Raw genomic sequence first — 19,993 nt, 5'->3', positions numbered from 1 at the left:
GGAATCTGGGTGTTTTCCCTGGTCATCTTATGGTTGCTTATATCACTGCGTCAGCATCAAAGAAGGAGGGGCGCACCCGGGAATCACCCCGGGTACGCCCCTTCCGTTCAAACGCTAATGAGCGCCTGATTTTTTGTAATTACAAGCCGCAGCGGCTTACACAGCACAGGCTGCTTACTTCGACAGCACCTGACGCTTCGAAGAAATCACGCCCGTATTGAAACCAGCCAGGTGCAGGCCACCGTGGAAACGCGCATGCTCAATCTTCACGCACTTATCCATCACCACAGTCAGGCCGGCGGCCTCACCGATTGCGGCGGCCTCCTCGTTCCAGGAGCCCAGCTGCATCCAGACGGTCTTCGCGCCCAGGTCAACAGCCTCCTGCACCACGCCCGGCAGGTCCTCATTACGGCGGAAAATCTCCACCAGATCCGGGACCTCCGGCAGGTCCTGCAGCGACGGGTACACCGGCTGACCCAGCACAAGCTTGCCCTTCGCCGCCAGAATCGGGTTCACAAAGTACAGCTTGTACGGCGAAGCCGACTGCAGGTACGTCGCCACAAAGTAGGAGGCACGCGAAATCTTATCGCTCATACCCACAATCGCAATCGTGCGGGTATTACGCAGAATGTTCAGACGCTCAGGGGCGGAAGGACCCACCCAGGTACGCTTCTCAGTCATTACTTCTCCTCCTGAGTGGTAGTAGGCAGGGAGCAGGATGCGCCAGCAGCAGCCTCAGCGGCGGCAGCGTCCTCGGCGGCCTTAGCGGCGGCAACCGCCTCCTCAGCCTCCACAATCTTGTCTGCACTGGACTCGCCCACACGCTCACCGGCGTGGTTCAGGCCAGTCGCGTAAGTCAGCGCCTGGTCCAGGTCCCAAATGATGTCTTCGACGTCTTCCAGACCCACCGAGATACGGATCAGGTCCTCACCGACACCGCCAGCTTTAAGCTGCTCAGCGGTCAGCTGCTGGTGAGTGGTCGAACCCGGGTGCAGAACCAGGGTGCGGGCGTCACCAATGTTCGCCAGGTGGCTTGCCAGCTGCAGCGCACCAATGAACTCGCCACCAACCAGACGGCCGGAAGCCTTCTCAGTCGCCTTCACACCGAAGGAGAACACGGAACCAACACCCAGCGGCAGCAGCTTCTTCGCACGCTCGTAGTGCGGGTGGTCTTCCAGGCCAGCGTAGTTCACGTAGGCGATACGCTCGTCCTCAACCAGCCAGTTGACGACCTGCTTAGCGTTGGCGAGGTGCGCATCCATGCGCTGCGGCAGAGTCTCAACACCCTGCAGCAGGTTGAACGCGGACTGCGGGCTCAGCGACGGACCGAAGTCACGCAGCTGCTCAGAACGCAGCTTAGTCAGGAAACCGAACTCACCGAAGTTACCCCACCAGGACACGCCGTTGTAGGAGGGAACCGGCTCGGTCATGGACGAGAAGTTGCCGTTACCCCAGTTGAAACGACCGGACTCGACGACGATACCGCCGAGGGTGGTGCCGTGACCTCCCAGGAACTTGGTGACCGAGTGAATGACGATGTCCGCGCCGTGCTCGATGGGGCGGATCAGGTAGGGGGTGGACAGGGTTGCGTCCACGACCAGGGGGATGCCCGCCTCGTGGGCGACCTCTGCGAGGCCTTCCAGGTCGGCAACCTCACCGGAGGGGTTCGCCACGATCTCGGTGTAGATTGCCTTGGTGTTCTCGGTCAGTGCCGCCTTGTAGTCGGCGGGGTCGGTGCCGGGAACGAAGGTGGTCTCAATGCCGAAGCGGCGCAGGGACACGTCCAGCTGGGTGACGGTGCCGCCGTACAGCTGCGAAGAAGCCACAATGTGGTCGCCCTGCTGGCACAGAGCCGCGAAGGTGATGAACTCGGCAGCCATGCCGGAGGCGGTCGCTACCGCACCGATGCCGCCTTCGAGGGAGGCGATGCGCTCCTCCAGCGCGGCGACGGTCGGGTTGGACAGGCGCGAGTAGATGTTGCCGTACTTCTGCAGGGAGAAGAGGTTCGCGGCGTCGTCAGCGTCTTTGAAGACGAAGGAGGAAGTCTGGTAGATAGGGACCGCGCGGGCACCGTGTTCAGCGTCGGGGGTGCCGCCCGCGTGTAGTGCGCGGGTGCGGAAGCCGAAAGTGTGTTCAGCCATTGGTTTGCTCCTGGTGTATCTGCCCGCCTGTGTGCGGGGAGTCGATAGTGGCTCGACTTTATACTGTGCCACCGGCGGCGGGGTGCACCAAGTGCGGGTACCTATATGTCGTTTATTGCGGATTATGACGGGGCATCATATCAGTCGTCATAACAGAAGTTGTTATGACGGCTGATATGATGCGCGGTCAATGAGACCGACAGGAATGCCCAGTTTTAGCCTGCAATTTCGGGGTTTTTAAGATTCTAAGAATGATGAAGACAGCGAATCATATCAACTTCATCGCAGGATCATAACAACATCATCGCAGAAATTGTTATGATGCTGTTATGACGTTGCTATGACGTTCACCAAGAAGTAGCCATCGGGAGCATGCATGGAAACAAACACCGCCGAACTCATCGAAAACCTACGCCGTAGCCAGGCTGAAAACGGGCGAGTAGAAGTCAAAGCTGCTGCTGGCGGGTTCCCCAAGTCCGTTCTTGAAACCGTTAGTGCCTTCGCCAACGGCGACGGCGGCACCATTCTTCTTGGCCTCACCAACCGCCTCACCGACCCGGCAGAAGGTCTACAGCCAGTTGAAGGTTTCAACGCACAGGCAGTCCACGACGCATCCGTTGAGGCAATCCGTTCCAAGATCACGCCTCGACCCCCGGTAGATATTCAGATTGAGGCGACAGACGAGCAGCACCGTATCGTGCGCATCGATGTGCTCCCCGGCGACCCGACGCAGAAGCCCTACTACATCGAAGCACACGGCATGTATAACGGCTCCTACCAGCGCGTCGGCGAGGCCGATATTCGCCTCACCAAGTACGAGATTGACCGCTTCCTAGAGAACCGCAGTCAGCCCCGCTACGACGAGGAGCTGGTCAGCGAGGCAAGCTTCAAGGACCTCTCTCCCACCCTTGTGAGTGCCTATGTCGCTCGCCTGCGCGAGGAGCAACCTCGCGTTTTTGCGGCGCTTTCTGACCGTGAGGTTCTTCTGCAGGCACGCATTCTACGCATCGATTCTGAGGGCCGAGAAGTGCCCACTCTTGGGGCGCTTCTCGCCATGGGATCCTACCCGCAGGCGTTCTTCCCGCAGCTGATGATGAGCGTTGTTGTTCTTCCCGGTGAAGAGCTTGGTGAGGTCACTGAGGACGGTCGACGTTTTCTGGACAATCACAGCTGTACCGGGCCTATCCCCTCCATGTTGGATGAAGCTATGGGCGTTTTGGTTCGCAATATGCGCAAAACGTCCACGATGGAGGGCCTCAACAGTAGCGGTATCGGGCGGGTTGAGCGCTACGAGTATCCGCTGGAGGCTATCCGCGAGCTCTTGGTTAACGCCCTCATGCACCGCGACTACTCGCCGGGTGCGCGCGGCTCGCAGGTGCAGGTTGAGCTCTACACCAACCGCCTGGTGGTGCGTAGCCCGGGCGGTATCTACGGTGCTGTGACTATCCGAGATTTCGGTCAGCCCGGTGTTTCTTCAACCCGCAACAGCTACTTGGCAAGCATTCTGACTGATCTGCCCGACCCGGGTACGGGGCGTTTGATTGCAGAGAATAGGGCTTCCGGTATTCCCACGGTTCTACGCGCACTGAAGGAGGCGGGTCTGCCCGCTCCCCAGTTTGCTGACCGTCTACTCTATGTGCAGGTCACTCTGATGCAGCCCCCGCAGGGTGCGTCTTCTACGGAACAGAAGACCGCGCCTGAGGATAAGACTCAGCAAGCAACCCATTCCACGGGCAAACATTCAGCCGACACCGTCGAACCGGCAGGCGCCGATGCGTCGCTTGACGGCCTCAGCGAACGCCAGGCTGGTATTGTGCGTGGCCTGCGTGCACAGGGCGAGGCTGTTTCCACGACATATATCCAAGAGCATTGGGGTCGGGGCGCTTCACGTACCTCCATTACGAATGATTTGCGCCATCTTGTGGAGGCGAAGCTGATTGTTCCTACGGCTCCGCCGCGTAGTAAGAACCGTAAGTATCGCGCTGCTTAGACGTGCCCGATAAAAGGTACACAAAAAAGGGGAGGGAAATAGAGCGGTTATTCTCTATTTCCCTCCCCCTTCGACTATTCAGCCAAAACCACGTTTAGCCGCAAGCCCATTCAAAGACGACCTGCGAGAAGTCGCGGGCGGCAAGCGCCTCCGGAGTAATCAGCCAGTTCGCCGCACCGGCATCACCCCACATGATCTCAATCTCCTCGTCTTCGTTCTCCTCGTTCTCCGATTCGGAGACGATAGTCAGCAGGTTCACCGTGTGGCCGCGCAGCTCCTTGAACTCGTCACGCGGGTCATTCTGCACGAAGAACGGGTATCCGCCCACGTGGGAGTACTCTTCCTCCGATTCGAAAGGCTCCGTCAACTCGTAGAGAGCTTCGCGGCGAGGCTGGTTCTTATACGGGTTCTCGTGCGCTTCGGGAAGCAACTCATCCGGGTAGGTTTCATCCCACTTCGCACCAAAAACGTCGTAGTAGTCGTAGCCGGAGGCGGTCACACCCTGCTCACGCACCTCAAAGGTCATGCCGTACTCAATTTCGAGCGGGCCGCTCTCACAGTCGAAACCACCGATGGGCCAACCGCCCTCGTCCCAGTCAACGTTGGGGAACGGGGCATCCGGGTTCGGCTCACCCAACGTCTCGTAGTAGACAACGCGGTGATTCTTCTGCGAGAGAGGGTTCTCGTAGTCAAAGCCCCACAAGCACTCTTCATCGTTCGGGTTAATCCAGAACTGCAACATACCGGTCGCCGGGTAAATGTCATTCTCGGGCAGGTCGGCGCAGTTAATCTGCGCAATCATGCCCAGCGGCTCACCCTTCTCATTGGTCGGCGCAGACTCCCCGGCAGGCAGGTACGGTCGGCCACCAAACTTGGATGCGGTCTGCGGCAAGGGTTCGGCAGGAACAAAGGGCTTCAGAGCGATAGCCTTCTTACGGGCGCCCTCCTGGTTGAGCAGGTCAATAACGTGCTTCGCCTGCTTTTCGATCTCCTCAAACGGTTTGTTGTCAAACATTTTAGGGTCTCCTCATTGATGATGTGGCGGTGTGAAAGTAGTACGGTGTCTAGCCGCAGGCCCACTCAAAGACGACCTGCGAGAAGTCGCGGGCAGCAAGCGCCTCCGGGGTAATCAGCCAGTTCGCCGCACCGGCATCACCCCACATCACGTACACGCCCTCCTCGGCGTCTTCACCCCACTCCGATTCGATGGTCAGCAGGTTCACCGTGTGGTCGCGCAGCTCCTCGAACTCGTCGCGCGGGTCCTCCTGCACGAACGAGGGGTAGCCGCCAATATGCGAGTAATCCCTCTCCTCCGATTCGAAGGGCTCTAGCAGGTTGTAGGAGGCGTCACCGCGTGCGTTCGGTTCCTCGGGCAGCTTCTGGTCCGGGTACATTTCATCCCAGGCGTCAGCGAACTGGTCGTAGATTTCGAAGCCACCGTCCAGGAAGCCCTGCTCCCAGGGCTCGAAGGCAAGTGCGTACTCGGTGGTTGCCTCAGAAACATCCATGCCCTCAGGTCCCAGAGGCCAGCCGTAATCACCCCAGTCGATGGTCGGGAAGGGAACCGGGAACTGCACATCCGGGTTCGGTTCATCCAGAGTCTCGTAGTAGACAACGCGGTGATTCTTCTGCGAGAGCGGGTTCTCGTAGTCGTAACCCCACATGCACTCCTCGTCGTTCGGGTCGATCCAGAACTGCAGCAGACCGGTCGCGGGGTACAGGTCGTTCTCGGGCAGCTCAGCGCAGTTAATCTGCGCGATCATGCCCAACGGCTCACCCTTCTCATTGGTCGGCGCGGACTCGCCCGCGGGCAGGTACGGTCGGCCACCAAACTTGGATGCGGTCTGCGGCAGCGGGGCGTCGGGGCGGGTTACCTTCAGGCGGATTGCCTGCTTGTGGGCGCCACGCTCGTTGAGCGCGTCGATGACGCGGCGTGCCTGCGCCAGGGTCTCTTCGGAGGGCTTGTTCTTCGGCATTGTGTGCTCGTTTCGTCGGTGAATTAATCGGTGTGTAAGGTTCGGTGTGTCGGGCGCGGGGCTACGGTACCGCTGCGCCTTCTACCCCCATTAGACCCTATTTCGGGCGGGCGCGCACCAATTCCGGTCACGAGTGCATCCGGCGGCGACAATCAGGTGCGAAAGCAGGTGCCAAGCGTGCAGAAAGCCCCGCCTCCTCACCCTCATACGCGGGCATGAGAGGTAAGAACGCGGGGCTTCCCGGCGAATCTCTACGAATCTCTACGAATCTCTACGAGAGGCTAGAACCTTTAGAGAGCCTTCTCGATGGTCTCCAGAACACCAAGCGCAGCAGCCGGGCCAGCGTTCAGGAAGAACATGTCAGAATCCACGCTGTGCGCGTGCTTCTCGGTAACAGCCTTGAGGGTGCTCCACAGTGCCTCACCGGTCAGCTTGGACTCGTCGCCGCCCTGCACACCGTAGAACAGGTAGTCGCCGTCAGCCTGGTCAAGCTGCTCGGAGCTCAGGTCGATGGAGGTCTTCTCAACCTGCGCAGCTGCGGGACGTGCCAGGGACGCATCCGCGCAGATGGAGCCCACGAACGAGGACTTCGCGAAGATGCGGGTGCGGTCAGCGGAAGTGTACAGGAAGGAGAAGGTCTTCTCGCTGCCAGCCTTCTGACCGACCGACTTCGCCTTGGTGTTGTACTCCTCCATGAGCTTCTCAGCCTTCTCGGTGGTGCCCAGCGCGGCGGCAATCAGCAGGAAGTCCTGCTTCCAGTTGACGCCGGTACCCTCGGTGACCACGGTCGGCGCGATCTTGGCGAGGGACTCGTACAGCTCGTCCTTCTTGTTGGTATTGTTGATGAGGATCAGGTCGGGCTTGAGGTTTGCGATGGCCTCAACGTCCGGGTCGGTGCGCTTGCCGACCTTGGCAATCTTGTCGAGCTCTGCGGACTTATCGGAGAACTTGGTCTTCAGGTAGGTGGGGACCAGGTCGGCGTCACCGGCAGTTGCCGCGCCGACGGGTACGATGCCCAGGGAGAGCACGCCGTCGAGCTGACCGGTGGAGAGAATCACGACCTTGGAGGGTGCGGATTTGATGGTGGTTTCACCGCGGAAGTGCTTGACGGTGCGGGGGAATTCGCCGTCAACGGTGGTGGTGCCCATGCCGGAGGGCAGGGCGGAGGGTGCCACCTTCTTACCGGTCGCAGAAGCAGACGCGGAGGAAGAGCCGGAAGTGTTGGAGGAGCCGCATGCCGCCAGGGCGAGGGCACCGAAGGAACCGAGTGCGAGTGCGCCGAAGGAGCGGCGGGTGATCTTATTCGTCATATTTGCCATTTTATTAGGATAACCTCATATATGCATATGCGATACTTAATACTCATCTATTGATACGTTAAGCATCCTCCGTCCGCACGGGAGCACACCGCTCCCCCACCACCTCCAAAGCCTATGACACCACAGACCTCCCCCTCTTCCGGACCCGCCGTTAGCGCTGCTTCCCTGGCGAAAATTCGTGCCCTCTCCGCTTCTTCGGACGCCGTATCTGGCGCCTCCTCTGGCGGTCAGGGTGGCAAGTCTATCTCGCGTCTGGCGGTTGCGCTCATTATTGGCGGCGTTCTGCTAGTGCTGCTTTGCGCCCTGTCGTTTACGGTGGGTTCGCGCCTGTTCACCCTGGACCGCTCCATTGACGGTTTCCTCCACCCGGAGGCGAACACCATCGAGTCGAAGCTGATTTGGGCGAAGCGTGCCCCGCGTACCGCCGCGGCGTTGCTGGTGGGTGCCGCGTTGGCGGTGTCGGGTGTGCTCATGCAGGCGTTGAGCCGTAACCCGCTGGCTGAGCCGGGTCTGCTGGGTGTGAACTCGGGTGCTGCCGCCTCCGTGGTGGTCGGTGTGGGCGTTTTTGGGGTGTCGTCCCCGTTCGTTCAGCTCTGGCTGGCGCTGGCCGGTTCGGGTCTGGCGGCGGCGCTGGTGTTCGTCATGGGCCTGGTGGATTCTAAACCGAACCTGGATTCGACGGCGCGTCTGGTGCTGACGGGTGTGGCGGTGAATGCCTGCCTGGGCACGATTACCGGCATTATCACGATGTTTAATTCGAAGGCTTTTGATTCGCACCGTTTCTGGGTGGTGGGTTCGCTGGAGAACCGCACCTTTGAGCAGGTGCTGTCTGCGCTGCCCTTTGTGGCGTTGGGTTTGGTGCTGTCGTTCATGCTGATTGGTCCTCTGCGTGCCCTGGCACTTGGAGAGGATGCGGCAGCCGGCCTGGGTGTGCCGGTGACAATGGTGCGTGGCGCGACGATTATTGCGATCATGGCACTGTGTGGTGCGGCGACTGCGGTTGCGGGCCCGATTGGTTTTGTGGGCCTGGTCGTGCCGCATGTGGTGCGTCTGCTGGTGGGTTCCGATATTGCGCGTGTGCTGCCGCTGTCGCTGGTGTACGGCCCGGTGTTGGTACTTGCCTCCGATATTTTGGGTCGCGTTCTGGTGATGCCGAGTGAGCTTGAGGTGGGTATTGTGACCGCCTTTATTGGTGCCCCGGTGCTAATGGTTCTGGTGCTGCGATTGAGTACGGGTGCGCGCGGTGCGAAGAAGGGCCGCATGGGTGCGAAGGCGCAGGCGCACGATGAGTCGGGTCCGGCTCATGTGTCGGAGCACGGTCCGCATCGTGCTCAGCGCCCTGTTGCACGTGGTTCGTCTGGTTCGACTGGCGTATCTGGTTCGTAGGTCCCGGTTTCTGAGAGGTTTTATTGTGAGCGTTGTGTCTCGTTCTGTAGCCGGGTCTGCTGTTGCCGGGTCTGTGCGTATCCCGGGGCGTTACCGCACCCCTATTCCGCGTACCCTGCTGGTGGTGGCGGTGCTTGTGGTGGCGGCGGTCGCCTCCCTGGTGTTTGGTAGTTATCAGATGAGCCCTGATCAGGTGTTTCGCCTGATTTTTCAGGGTGAGGGCACGGAGATTGAGCGTCAGCTGGTGTTGAATCAGCGTCTGCCGCGTATGCTTGCCGCCGTGGTGGTGGGTGCGGCTTTGGGCTTGTCGGGCGCTATTTTTCAGTCGGTTTCGCGTAATGCTCTGGGTTCGCCGGATATTATCGGTTTCACGGTGGGTTCGGCGACCGGTGCCCTGTCTGTGGTGCTGATTGGGTCGTTGAGTTCTACCGGCGTGGGTATGGGCATGGGCGCTATTATTGGCGGTTTTGCGACGGCGGCTGTGGTGATGCTTCTGGCGGGTGTGCGCGGTGGCGCGACGATGGGTCAGAAGATGGTGCTGATTGGTATTGCGGTGAGTGCGATGCTCAGTTCCGTAAATGATTACCTGATTACGCGCGGTGATTTGGAGAAGGCGGAGGCGGCGAAGACCTGGCAGCACGGTTCGCTGAATGCGCTGTCGTGGAATCAGATGTCGGTGCAGGCAGTGCTGCTGCTGGTGGCTATTCCGCTGGTGCTGATGCTGACGCATCGCCTGCGCGTCTTGGAGCTCGGCGACGATTTGGCAGCGGGTTTGGGTCTGCCGGTGAAGAGGACCGTGAACATGCTGGTGGCGGCCGCCGTACTCCTGGTGGCTGTGGCGATTTCTGTTGCCGGCCCGATTGGTTTCTTGGCGCTGGTTGCCCCGCAGATTGCGCGCCGCCTGTGGAACACTCCGGGTATGGCGATGTGGCATTCGGCGTTGCTGGGTTCGGTAATTTTGGTGCTGGCTGATTTTGTGTCGGCTCGTGCGTTGGCGCCGTTCCAGATTCCGGTGGGCCTGGTGACGGGCGCGTTGGGTGGCGTGTATATGCTGTGGTTGCTGTACCGTCAGCGCTAGTTGCGCCGTCTTACTCCGTATGAGTGACCGGGTGTTCCCCACTGTGGGGGCACCCGGTTTTCTCTGTTTCACGGGGCTTCACGGGCGGTTTCACCGGGTTTCACGGGTGGTTTCAGAATTTTTCGGAATTTTCCCAGTTTTACCCCGGGGTAGATTAAAAACTGCTTATCGTGTCAGGGGTCGCTCATAGAGTGTAGGTGTTGGAAGGGACGATCCTTCCGACCGGGCACGCCGTCTCCTGCGGTGTTGCCGCTAGGTTGATTCAGCATCTACGGAAGGAACGGTCATGGAAAACACCACTCACGAGAGCCAGTACGCAAACGCAGAGATTTCCTGCACCGCCGATGAGCAGCTGTGCCGTGATGCAGAGTTTAACCTGCTGATGCAGGCGGGCACCATCGTCCGTATGGAGCGTTTCAACGTGGAGGAGCTCCGCGGCGTTCTGGAGCAGCTGGTGGCTGACGGTTCGTGCTTCCGCACCGCGCCGGCCTCTTCGACCATGGGCCGCGTGATGCGTCACCTGACTCAGGGTGCTTCCGGTTACGAGGTGAACCTGGCTGAGCTGCGTGCAGCGGCACAGAACACTCTGCTGTTCGTGTTCCCCCTGGAAAAGGACCTGGAGATGTGCCTGCGCTTTGAGCGTGTGCAGGGTACCGGCCTGGCGCTAACTCGCCTGGGCGTGAGCCCGGTCAATGGTGACCTGTGGACTCAGCACTGGGCGATGCGCGCGCTGGAGTGCACCGGCGGCGTGTTTGCGGTGGAGTCCGCTCCAGGTGCCTGCAATTTTGAGCTGCGCCGCGAGATGTTCTACGCGATGCTGTCGCTGGTTCACTTGTCGACTTTGGGTCTGTCGGCTGAGCCGGAGGACTTCTACATGTTTGCCGATTCGGAGGCTGTGTGTAAGAAGTTCAAGCGTGAGCGTCGCGATTGCCGCCGCGCAATGCGCGCACAGTACGACCGCGCCGCGTAAGGCATGTGTGTATGCCCTACGCGGCATACGCGTTTAAAGGCCTAGCCAGTGGCGTTTTGTGGACTGTTAGAGCCACTTATTCTTCTTGAAGAACCAGTAGAGGAGCAGACAGGAGACCAGCATCAGCAGCAGGGCCGCCGGGTAGCCGAACTCCCACTTGAGCTCGGGCATGACCTCAAAGTTCATGCCGTACACCGAGCCAACAATGGTGGGCACCATGAGTAGCGCCGCATAGGCGGAAATTTTCTTGGTGTCGTCGTTCTGTTGCTGACCGAGCAGGGTGTCGTGCACGCGCAGGGCGTTTTCGAGGGAGCTACGAAGATCCTCAAGGCGTTCCTTCGTGTGCACCACGTGGTCGAGCACATTACGGAACTGGCGGGCAAGTTCCACGGCCTCGTCTTCAACCTCGCCCTGGCTCGCGCCCGGGTAGGGGGACGGGTCGAGCGCGCCGGTGCGTAGGCCTTCAATGATGCGACCCATCATCGGTTCGAGGGGTCGGCAGGCTCGCTGAAAGTCAATCACCTGGTTGAGTAGCTCGTATATGCGCTGCGCCAGGGAGTTGGCGTCTTGGCGGTCGTGCGCGGAGAACAGGATGTCTTCAATCTCGTCGTTGTCGTTCTCGAGTCCCTCGAGCACGGGGGCGTACCTGTCGACGGTGCTGTCGAGGATGCGGTGCAACAGTCGGGCGGGGGATGCATCGGGGGTGGCGTAGAGCAGGTTGAACTTGTCGTTGATGCGCTGTTCGTCGCGAACGAGTGCGAGGGTGTAGCGGGGGCCGGTGAAGAGGTGCAGTTCGCTGAGGCGCACTTCTTCTTCTTTGTCGAGGTAGATGGCGGGGCGGATGACGGTGAAGAGGGAGTCGCCGTATCGTTCTAGTTTGGCGCGCTGGTGGCCTCGTCCGGCGTCTTCGATGGCGAGTTCGTGCAGGTTGAAGGTTTTTTGCAGGGCGTGTAGTTCGTGGATGTCGGGATTGGCGTATCCGAGGGCTACGGCGGTGTTCTCGTCCGCGTAGGCGCGGAGGGTTTCTTCCTCGGTGGCACCCAGCTGAGGGCGGTCCGAGCTCGGGTAGATAGCTCCGGTGATATAGGACATCGTTTTTCTCCTCTGTGCGTACGATTGCGTGCGACGGTACCTGCGGTACTCCCCCAAGAATACGGGATGCACCTCTCCGCAGTCACCCGCAGGCGCCTCCCACCCGCCATGTGATAAGTCTCCGATCACGCTCCTGTCGATAGTATGGGAAAGCCCCCGGCCGGTACCGTGCAGGCACCTTCCGGGGGCTTTCACGTATTGAGCTATTGCGCTTAGTCTTCGTTGATGAGGTCGCGGACCACAATGGTCTGGTCGCGGTCCGGGCCCACACCAATCGCGGAGATACGGCAGCCAGAAATCTCTTCCAGCTTCAGCACGTACTTGCGGGCGTTCTCGGGCAGCTCATCCAGGCTCTTCGCATCCGAAATGTTCTCGGTCCAGCCGTCGTAGTACTCAAAAATCGGCTTAGCGTGGTGGAACTCAGTCTGAGTCATCGGCATCTCGTCGTGGCGCACACCGTCAACGTCGTAAGCCACGCAGACCGGGATCTTATCCAGGCCGGTCAGCACGTCCAGCTTGGTGATGAACAGGTCGGTGAAACCGTTGATGCGCACAGCCTGACGCGCCAGCACGGCGTCGTACCAGCCGCAACGACGCGGGCGGCCGGTGTTCACGCCGAACTCGCCGCCGGTAGTGCGCAGGAACTCGCCCATCTCATCAAACAGCTCAGTCGGGAAGGGGCCAGCACCCACGCGGGTGGTGTACGCCTTCTGAATACCGATCACGCGGGAGATGCGGGTCGGGCCCACACCCGAACCGACGCATGCGCCGCCGGAGGTCGGGTTGGAGGAGGTCACGAACGGGTAGGTGCCGTGGTCAACGTCCAGGAAGGTTGCCTGGCCGCCCTCCATCAGCAGGGTCTTACCCTCATCCAGCGCCTTGTTCAGCAGCTGGGTGGTGTCCACAATCATCGGCTTCAGACGCTCAGCGTAAGACATGAAGTACTCGACGATTTCGTCGACCTCAACGTGGCGGCGGTTGTAGACCTTCACCAGCAGTTCGTTCTTCTGACGCAGTGCGCCCTCAACCTTCTGACGCAGAATCGACTCGTCCAGGATGTCCTGAACACGCACGCCGAGGCGACCAACCTTATCCATGTAGGCGGGGCCGATACCGCGGCCGGTGGTGCCGATAGCGCGCTTGCCGAGGAAACGCTCGGTCACCTTGTCCATGGTCTGGTGGTAGGGTGCGACCAGGTGTGCGTTAGCGGAAATCTTTAGGCGGGAGGTGTCTGCACCGCGTGCCTCAAGGCCGTCAATCTCAGCGAACAGAGCTTCGGGGTTAACAACCACGCCGTTACCAATCACGGGGACGGCGTTATCGCTCAGAATACCCGCGGGCAGCAGCTTCAGCTCAAACTTCTGGCCGTTCACCACCACGGTGTGACCGGCGTTGTTACCGCCGTTGGGCTTGACCACGTAGTCTACGCGGGGGCCGAGCAGGTCGGTTGCCTTACCCTTACCCTCATCGCCCCACTGGGCGCCCACAATCACGACAGCTGACATTTTGTGCTCCTTGAAAGCCTTGAAGATACGCACCGGATTTCACGGCGCGGCGGCGACCTACCGCCTCATGATCCGGGTAGGCATACCTCTTCTAATGATACCGTGCCCGTCCCTTTAAGTCCCGTGTGACGGGGCGGTAGGCGTTCCGGATCCGGTGCCGGTGAGCCTCACGGGGCACGGCGACGCCCCCATCCGATATTCGGACGGGGGCGCTACCGGTATGAGCTGATGAAGACTACTTGATGATCTCGATGAAGGTCATCGGGTAGGTGTACTGCTCACCGCGGTTTGCGGCCATAGCAGCCAGGCTGTGGAAGATAACCATCAGGATAGCCACAACCATCGGGACGACCCACAGGATGATGCCCAGGATGCCGAAGGTCAGAATAATCAGCAGCCAGGAAGCCATGCTGATGACCCACAGGGAGAAGTTGAAGTTGAACGCGCGGCGGGATGCTTCCTTAGTGAAGGAGTAACCGGGCTTGTCCTTGTAGATGAACCACATGACCAGCGGCGCGAGAATACTTGCGGATGCGAAGGACAGCAGAGACAGAATTGCAGAAGCCAGGTGCGCGAGCATCGCCATGTTCTGGTCGTCCTTGGAGGAGACTACGTAACCGTTGGGCTGCTGACCCGGCGCCTGCGAGTAGGAGGGTGCCTGCTGGGAGTACTGGTTGTACTGTTCAGGGTTCGGGTTCTGGGACATCGTTCTTTTCCTTAATCTATCGATGAGTGGATACAGCTAATCGTTGAGGTGCGGCGGCAGGCTAACTCGCCGTTCTCGGAGGGTGCCCGCCTCGCTCTACTTGGTCGCAACGCTCGTGATGGTTTCACCCTATCAAGGCAAAGTAAATGGAATATTAACCCTCGCCGGACAACAGACGAAGAAACCCGAATATGACACAAAAAGACGCCCCTGCCCCTCCACGCGGTGTTATGTACGTGGAGGGGCAGGTCGTTATACGGTGTGGGCTGGCCGAGGTTAGTCCTGTTTCTCTTCATCAGCGAGCGCAGGATGCGCGGCGGGCTTATGTAGTGCGGCAGCCTCGCGCTGTGCGGCGGCCTCGTGTAGCTTTGCGTGTTCTTGCTTTTTCAGAAACTCGTACACCGAGAAAGAATCCTCTTCTTCCTTCGTGAAGCCATTGACGCCCGTGTAGCCGTCCGGCAGGCGGTTGTACACGAGGTAGTACCAGAACTCGGCATGTGCCGTCTCTATTTTCTGGAGGAGTTCCCTCAGCTGATTCTTACGCTTCACCGCCTGAACAATACCCACAATCCATAGGATCGGCACCACAAACAACGATCCCACGCCGATAGTGATGAAGAAGAGCAGCATCGACATGCCAGCACTACTATCGAACATACTCACCAGAGGAACCAGCACAAACGGGTTCAGTATCAGCAGGACAATAAGCACGGTCTTCCAGAATGTGCGCTGACTCTCGATCTCTTCAATGTTGGAGCCAGCAAACGGATTATTGATGGGAACGTAGCCTACCGGCTGGATCATTGCCGCCCGCGAGGTGGGGTTCTCCTCATTCTTGACCGGGTTCAGGTGGGCAGCGCACGCCTGCATGGGTGCGGACTCGTCGTGGGAGCGGTCCAGTAGGCGCATTTCGATGAGTTTTGAGTCGGGGGTGCCGAAGAGCGGGTCGGGGATGACCGGCAGAATAGCGCCCGGTTGCAGACCGAGGTGTTCCAGCCGAACGTACTCGCCGTAGGCGTGCGTTGCCTGAGTCTGCTCTTGCTGAGCCTGTTCAGTGGAGGCGAGCGCTACCGGGTGGTTCGCCTCGTCGTCCTTGCGAGATTCGTGAGTATCTTCCGGGGTGTCTTCTGAGGTATCTTCTGAGGTGTCTTCCGGCTCGTCGATTTTGTCGGTGTCATGAGAGTCTTCGGGTTCGTCTTCTGAGTCTTTCCGCGCGGAGTCGTAGCGCTTGGGGGCACCCGGGTAGACGTATTCATAATCGGGGTCGGGGTGTTCTAGCTCTTCGTCGTCGGATTCTTCATATAGCTCAGCGTCTTCATTTTTCTGCGTCTGCTCGCCCATGAGTAGCGTCATGTATTCCGGGACGGACTGGTCGGTGTCCCAGAGGGGCTGGTACGCCTCGTCCTTCTTTGCAGTTTCCTTCTTTTCAGTGGGGCGGTCTGCCATGGTCGTCTCCTTCGCTTACCAGACATACTCCTAGTGGCACCACCGTACCAGCGGGCGCTGGGCAGTCCCTTGAAACCTGCCTGATAAAAGCTGAGAAAAAGCCCCCGACAGAGCTGGCACCGCAGAATCGGATGCAAATGAACCACATGAAAGACAGTGCTGACGAATATGTCCACATTTTGATGCATTTAGGAGTAATAAACGCTTCACAAGCCACTTTGGGGTGTATCCTAGTTCACATCTAGTGTGTTCAAGTTCAGCTGGAACCCACCAGAACAACACCACAAGCCTCCCAGAAACACCCCGGGAGCCAAGCAAAGGAGCACCGTGACACACACCGCCTCCCCAAACCCCCGCGGCCGGTCGCATCGACGCCGAATCGGCAGCGGGCTACTCACCCTCAGCATGGCACTGAGCCCCCTCGCAGCCCTGGGCACCACCGCCCACGCCGCGGAAGACCCCGACGCCGTCAAGCAGGTACTCAGCGAAAGCATGAAGAACGCCAGCGGCACCGTCACCGCCTTCGTCCGCTTCAAGGGTAAGGGCGCCTTTGAACAGACCCAGCCCGCAGGCGTACGCGCCGGCGTGCAGGCACCCGTCAATACCAGCTCACAGGTGCAGGCAATCGCCTCCCAGGTGCAGAGCCAGGCACAGCAGGTCAGCAGCCAGTCCGGCGCGCAGGTCCTCTACACCACCCACAACGCAGTACGCGGCGTGGCAGTGCGCGGTGACGCAGATTCCATCAAGGCACTCGCCAACCGCCCCGACGTAGAGAAGATCTCGCCCATCCTGCCCAAGTACCGCCAGAACGCGGGCGCCGCCATTGACGCAGGCTCCCTCGCCACCTGGACCGGCACCACCAACCCCGCCGGCGCGGGCGGATACACCGGCAAGGGCGTGAAGATCGCCGTCATCGACTCCGGCATCGACTACACCCACACCGACTTCGGCGGTAGCGGCAAGCTCGAAGACTACGAGAAGGCATCCAAGCTCACCGAGCTGCCCTCCGCAGACTCCGGACTCATCAACCGCACCAAGGTTGCTGGCGGCTACGACCTCGTTGGTGACGCCTACGACGGCACCAACACCGCAACCCCCGACGGCAACCCGCTCGACTGCACCACCGGCGGCCACGGCACCCACGTGGCGGGCACCGCGGCAGGCTACGGCGTGAACTCCGACGGCACCACCTTCACCGGCGACTACAGCAAGCTCACCGCAGAGCAGCTCAAGACCATGAAGATCGGCCCCGGCGTCGCCCCCGACGCTGAAATCTACGCCTTCCGCGTCTTCGGTTGCTCCGGCAGCACCAACGTCGTTATCGAGGCGCTCGACCGTGCCCTCGACCCCAACGGTGACGGCGACTTCTCCGACCGCGTGAACGTGGTCAACATGTCCCTCGGTGGCGAATTCTCCCCGCAGGACGACCCCGAAGCCTACGCCGTTGACGCGCTCACCCGCGCCGGCGTGCTCTCCGTGATCTCCGCGGGTAACGCCAACGACTACAGCCTGCGCGGCGACACCTACTCCAACTCCGGTCACCCCGCCACCGCAGCCAGCGCAATCACCGTGGCTAACGCCTACGGCTCCACCCGCGCCGTCGATGCGGCAGAGCTGACCGACCCCGCCACCGGCACCACACGCAAGGTACGCGGCGATTACAGCGTCTCCTACCCCTGGGCACAGGCGGGCACCAAGGAATTCACCGGTGAACTCACCGCAATCTCCGAGAACAACCGCTACGCCTGCAACGCCCTCAGCGCCACCGAAGCGGCAGCTGTCAAGGGCAAGTGGGTGCTCATCGACTGGGCTAAAGATGACGGTGAACTCGCCTGCGGCTCCAAGGTGCGCTTCGACAACCTGGAGGCGGCAGGCGCCAAGGGCGTACTACTTGCAGGCAACGACGAAGAACCCGGCCTGGGTATTGCCGGTAACGATACCCTGCCCGGCTTCCGCCTGGCAGCATCCGCCGCTAAGGACCTGCGCGCACAGATCACCGCAGCAGAAGCGGCAGGTAAGCCCCTGACCGTGCGCCTCGGCAACGAGCTGAAGTCATCCCTGCGCGTGGACACCGATAAGCTGGATCAGCTGAACCCCATGAGTGCCCGCGGCTTCCACGGTAGCTACGGCTACACCAAGCCCGACATTGCGGCGCCCGGCTCGTACATCACCTCCGCGGCGGTGGCAACCGGTAACAACTCCGTGACCTTCAGCGGCACCTCCATGGCGGCACCCTACGTGACCGGCTCCGCCGCCCTGGTCATGCAGAGCCACCCGACCTACACCCCCGCACAGGTCAAGTCCGCCCTCATGAACACCGCAACCCACGATGTGCGCACCGAATCCGGTGCCGCATACGCGGTGGACCGTGTGGGCGCCGGACGAGTCGACACCCTCGCTGCCGTGCAGTCGAAGTCCCTCGTCTACAACGCTGACAAGAGCGGTACCGTGTCCCTGAGCTTCGGTGTGCTCGAGTACGCACCGGATGCTGGCGTTCAGACCCTCACCCGCGAGGTGACGGTCGAGAACACCGACTCCGTGGCACACACCTACGCCCTGTCCTACGCTGAAAGCACTAATATTCCCGGCGTGGAATACTCCTTCCCCTCCGCGGTCACCCTCGCACCCGGTGAAACTAAGAAGTTCGAAGTCACCGTGCGCATCGACCCGTCCAAGCTGGAGAAGACCCGCGACGCAGCAATGGACACCACCCAGAACGCAACTGACTACTACACCGGCAACGAAACCGTTCCCGAACAGTACCGTCAGTACATTGCCAGCGCATCCGGCCGACTCGTCCTCACCGAAGACGGCACCAAGGCGCTGCGTCTGCCCGTTCACGTGGCACCCAAGCCCGTGAGCACCATGCACGCTGCCGAAGACACCGTCACCTTCACCCAGAAGTCCTCCAGCGACGAGGCACAGAAGGCAGACACCGGCTGGACCAAGTCCCAGATCTCGCTGCGCGGCACCGAGGTCAACCAGGGCGGCTACCGCTCCCTGCTCGGCGCGTTCGAGTACGGTGCGAGCGTGGACCGTGTAGCTCCCACCTCCCTGTCGCTGAACAGCAACGTTAAGGCGAACCTGCAGTACGTCGGTGCTTCCTCGGATGCGCCCGCGCTGAAGGCAGCCGGCGGCAACGCTGATGACGGCACCCTGCGCTTCGGTATCTCCACCTGGGCGAACTGGGATGTTGTCTCCTACGAGAACACCTTCACCGTAGAAATCGACACCGACGGCAACAACCGCGCCGACTACAAGCTGGTCACCGACCGCGCTAAGGGTCTGGACTACCCGCTGGTTCGCCTCTACGGCTACAAGAACGGCAACCTCGTCGAGCTCGGCTACTACCCGCTCAACGGCGCCTGGGGTGATGTGGACACCAACATGATGGACACCAACACCCTCATCATGGGTGCACCCCTCAAGGACCTGGGCCTGACCAGCGCAAACAACCCGGACATCCAGTACCGAGTCAGCGCAACCACCCAGTACGAGTGGGGTAACGTCAGCGAAACCGGCTGGATCAAGTACCGTCCCTTCAGCCCCAAGCTGTGGTTCAGCGGCGACTCCTCCGCCGTGGCTGGCCTCCACCCGGATGCCTCCACCACCACCCTGACGGCGCACCGCTCCGCTGACGCGATCCCCGCGCTCGGCGAATCCGGCGCACCCGCCAAGGCGCTGCTGCTGCACCTGCACAACGGCACCGGCGACCTCTCCGGCACCAACGGCGCCAAGGGCAACCGCGCCGAGGTGCTGAACATCAAGGAGCAGCAGACCGAGTACATCACTCCGTCCCGCTTTAGCGATGTGAAGAACACCGACCAGTTCTACACTGAGATTTCTTGGTTGGCTCAGCGTCGCATCACCACCGGCTACCCGGACGGCACCTACCGCCCGCTGGAGTCCGTGGAACGTGGCGCAATGGCGGCGTTCTTCTACCGCATGCAGGGTTCCCCGCAGTTCACTGCCCCCTCCACTCCGAGCTTCAAGGACGTGCCCACCACGCACCCCTTCTACAAGGAGATTGAGTGGATGAAGGCTCAGGGCATCACCACCGGCTACTCGGACGGCACGTTCCGCCCCTCCGCACCGGTGAACCGTGACGCCATGGCTGCGTTCTTCTACCGTGCAGCGGGTTCCCCGCACGTGGATCTGCCCGCAACCAGCCACTTCAGCGATGTTTCCACCGATAACCAGTTCTACCGTGAAATCACGTGGCTGGCTTCGAAGGGCATCAGCACCGGCTGGCCGGACGGCACCTACCGCCCGGTGACCCCCATTGCGCGCGACGCAATGGCGGCGTTCATCTACCGCTACACCGAGAAGGTCGCTAACCAGGCCGGCCGCTAGACGGTAGCTAACCGGTAGCGAACGGTTCGGG

14 protein-coding genes are annotated in these 19,993 nt (G+C 60.7%); 5 read left to right on the top strand and 9 right to left on the bottom strand.

What is annotated here, in order from left to right; all coding sequences use genetic code 11:
- Positions 1–174 precede the first annotated feature (174 nt).
- Complete coding sequence (locus tag HMPREF2845_RS06840) at positions 175–681, bottom strand: CoA-binding protein (protein ID WP_070634268.1); 507 nt, start codon at positions 679–681, stop codon at positions 175–177.
- Positions 681–2,141, bottom strand: a complete 1,461-nt coding sequence (locus tag HMPREF2845_RS06835) for an O-acetylhomoserine aminocarboxypropyltransferase/cysteine synthase family protein (RefSeq protein WP_070634267.1) — start codon at positions 2,139–2,141, stop codon at positions 681–683. The genes HMPREF2845_RS06840 and HMPREF2845_RS06835 overlap by 1 nt, the downstream gene beginning before the upstream one ends.
- A gap of 376 nt (positions 2,142–2,517) precedes the next feature.
- Between HMPREF2845_RS06835 and HMPREF2845_RS06830 the strand changes: the two genes are divergently transcribed.
- On the top strand, positions 2,518–4,131 hold the full coding sequence (locus HMPREF2845_RS06830) for an ATP-binding protein (RefSeq protein WP_070634266.1): 1,614 nt from the start codon (positions 2,518–2,520) through the stop codon (positions 4,129–4,131).
- 94 nt (positions 4,132–4,225) lie between these two features.
- Here HMPREF2845_RS06830 and HMPREF2845_RS06825 read toward each other — a convergent pair whose 3' ends face one another.
- The 3 genes from HMPREF2845_RS06825 to HMPREF2845_RS06815 form a co-directional block, all read right to left on the bottom strand.
- Complete coding sequence (locus tag HMPREF2845_RS06825) at positions 4,226–5,146, bottom strand: YwqG family protein (protein ID WP_049327408.1); 921 nt, start codon at positions 5,144–5,146, stop codon at positions 4,226–4,228.
- 49 nt (positions 5,147–5,195) lie between these two features.
- On the bottom strand, positions 5,196–6,107 hold the full coding sequence (locus tag HMPREF2845_RS06820; RefSeq protein ID WP_070634265.1) for a YwqG family protein: 912 nt from the start codon (positions 6,105–6,107) through the stop codon (positions 5,196–5,198).
- 290 nt (positions 6,108–6,397) lie between these two features.
- Complete coding sequence (locus HMPREF2845_RS06815) at positions 6,398–7,417, bottom strand: ABC transporter substrate-binding protein (protein WP_070634264.1); 1,020 nt, start codon at positions 7,415–7,417, stop codon at positions 6,398–6,400.
- A gap of 123 nt (positions 7,418–7,540) precedes the next feature.
- Here HMPREF2845_RS06815 and HMPREF2845_RS06810 point away from each other — a divergent pair, with 123 nt between their 5' ends.
- From HMPREF2845_RS06810 to HMPREF2845_RS06800, 3 genes are all read left to right on the top strand, one after another.
- Positions 7,541–8,812, top strand: coding sequence for a FecCD family ABC transporter permease (locus HMPREF2845_RS06810; protein ID WP_070634263.1), 1,272 nt, complete (start codon positions 7,541–7,543; stop codon positions 8,810–8,812).
- 25 nt (positions 8,813–8,837) lie between these two features.
- Positions 8,838–9,890, top strand: a complete 1,053-nt coding sequence (locus tag HMPREF2845_RS06805; protein WP_070634262.1) for a FecCD family ABC transporter permease — start codon at positions 8,838–8,840, stop codon at positions 9,888–9,890.
- Positions 9,891–10,176: 286 nt separating this feature from the next.
- The gene (locus HMPREF2845_RS06800; RefSeq protein ID WP_070634261.1) at positions 10,177–10,860 is read left to right on the top strand and encodes an integrase; all 684 of its coding nucleotides are present in this window, start codon (positions 10,177–10,179) and stop codon (positions 10,858–10,860) included.
- 66 nt (positions 10,861–10,926) lie between these two features.
- Here the strand turns inward: HMPREF2845_RS06800 and HMPREF2845_RS06795 are convergent, their stop codons facing one another.
- From HMPREF2845_RS06795 to HMPREF2845_RS06780, 4 genes are all read right to left on the bottom strand, one after another.
- Complete coding sequence (locus HMPREF2845_RS06795; protein ID WP_049357905.1) at positions 10,927–11,952, bottom strand: magnesium and cobalt transport protein CorA; 1,026 nt, start codon at positions 11,950–11,952, stop codon at positions 10,927–10,929.
- 212 nt (positions 11,953–12,164) lie between these two features.
- The gene (locus tag HMPREF2845_RS06790; RefSeq protein WP_049338292.1) at positions 12,165–13,457 is read right to left on the bottom strand and encodes an adenylosuccinate synthase; all 1,293 of its coding nucleotides are present in this window, start codon (positions 13,455–13,457) and stop codon (positions 12,165–12,167) included.
- Positions 13,458–13,692: 235 nt separating this feature from the next.
- Positions 13,693–14,163, bottom strand: coding sequence for a DUF4870 domain-containing protein (locus HMPREF2845_RS06785; RefSeq protein ID WP_070634260.1), 471 nt, complete (start codon positions 14,161–14,163; stop codon positions 13,693–13,695).
- A 276-nt stretch (positions 14,164–14,439) separates the two neighbouring features.
- Complete coding sequence (locus HMPREF2845_RS06780) at positions 14,440–15,609, bottom strand: pyruvate ferredoxin oxidoreductase (RefSeq protein ID WP_070541720.1); 1,170 nt, start codon at positions 15,607–15,609, stop codon at positions 14,440–14,442.
- Between the two features lie 405 nt (positions 15,610–16,014).
- Here HMPREF2845_RS06780 and HMPREF2845_RS06775 point away from each other — a divergent pair, with 405 nt between their 5' ends.
- Complete coding sequence (locus HMPREF2845_RS06775) at positions 16,015–19,962, top strand: S8 family serine peptidase (protein WP_246824633.1); 3,948 nt, start codon at positions 16,015–16,017, stop codon at positions 19,960–19,962.
- Positions 19,963–19,993: the final 31 nt, after the last annotated feature.

The sequence above is a fragment of the Rothia sp. HMSC065B04 genome (genome assembly GCF_001812285.1).
Taxonomy (GTDB): Bacteria; Actinomycetota; Actinomycetes; order Actinomycetales; family Micrococcaceae; genus Rothia; species Rothia mucilaginosa.
Note: the sequence above shows the minus strand (reverse complement) of the source record. Positions and strands in the feature narration are given on the sequence as shown.

Excerpts from the sequence above, each read along its gene's own strand:
- HMPREF2845_RS06840 (WP_070634268.1), bottom strand. The coding sequence starts at position 681 with ATGACTGAGAAGCGTACCTGGGTGGGTCCTTCCGCCCCTGAGCGTCTG.
- HMPREF2845_RS06835 (WP_070634267.1), bottom strand. The coding sequence starts at position 2,141 with ATGGCTGAACACACTTTCGGCTTCCGCACCCGCGCACTACACGCGGGC.
- HMPREF2845_RS06830 (WP_070634266.1), top strand. The coding sequence starts at position 2,518 with ATGGAAACAAACACCGCCGAACTCATCGAAAACCTACGCCGTAGCCAG.
- HMPREF2845_RS06825 (WP_049327408.1), bottom strand. The coding sequence starts at position 5,146 with ATGTTTGACAACAAACCGTTTGAGGAGATCGAAAAGCAGGCGAAGCAC.
- HMPREF2845_RS06820 (WP_070634265.1), bottom strand. The coding sequence starts at position 6,107 with ATGCCGAAGAACAAGCCCTCCGAAGAGACCCTGGCGCAGGCACGCCGC.
- HMPREF2845_RS06815 (WP_070634264.1), bottom strand. The coding sequence starts at position 7,417 with ATGACGAATAAGATCACCCGCCGCTCCTTCGGCGCACTCGCACTCGGT.
- HMPREF2845_RS06810 (WP_070634263.1), top strand. The coding sequence starts at position 7,541 with ATGACACCACAGACCTCCCCCTCTTCCGGACCCGCCGTTAGCGCTGCT.
- HMPREF2845_RS06800 (WP_070634261.1), top strand. The coding sequence starts at position 10,177 with ATGGAAAACACCACTCACGAGAGCCAGTACGCAAACGCAGAGATTTCC.
- HMPREF2845_RS06795 (WP_049357905.1), bottom strand. The coding sequence starts at position 11,952 with ATGTCCTATATCACCGGAGCTATCTACCCGAGCTCGGACCGCCCTCAG.
- HMPREF2845_RS06790 (WP_049338292.1), bottom strand. The coding sequence starts at position 13,457 with ATGTCAGCTGTCGTGATTGTGGGCGCCCAGTGGGGCGATGAGGGTAAG.
- HMPREF2845_RS06785 (WP_070634260.1), bottom strand. The coding sequence starts at position 14,163 with ATGTCCCAGAACCCGAACCCTGAACAGTACAACCAGTACTCCCAGCAG.
- HMPREF2845_RS06780 (WP_070541720.1), bottom strand. The coding sequence starts at position 15,609 with ATGGCAGACCGCCCCACTGAAAAGAAGGAAACTGCAAAGAAGGACGAG.
- HMPREF2845_RS06775 (WP_246824633.1), top strand. The coding sequence starts at position 16,015 with ATGGCACTGAGCCCCCTCGCAGCCCTGGGCACCACCGCCCACGCCGCG.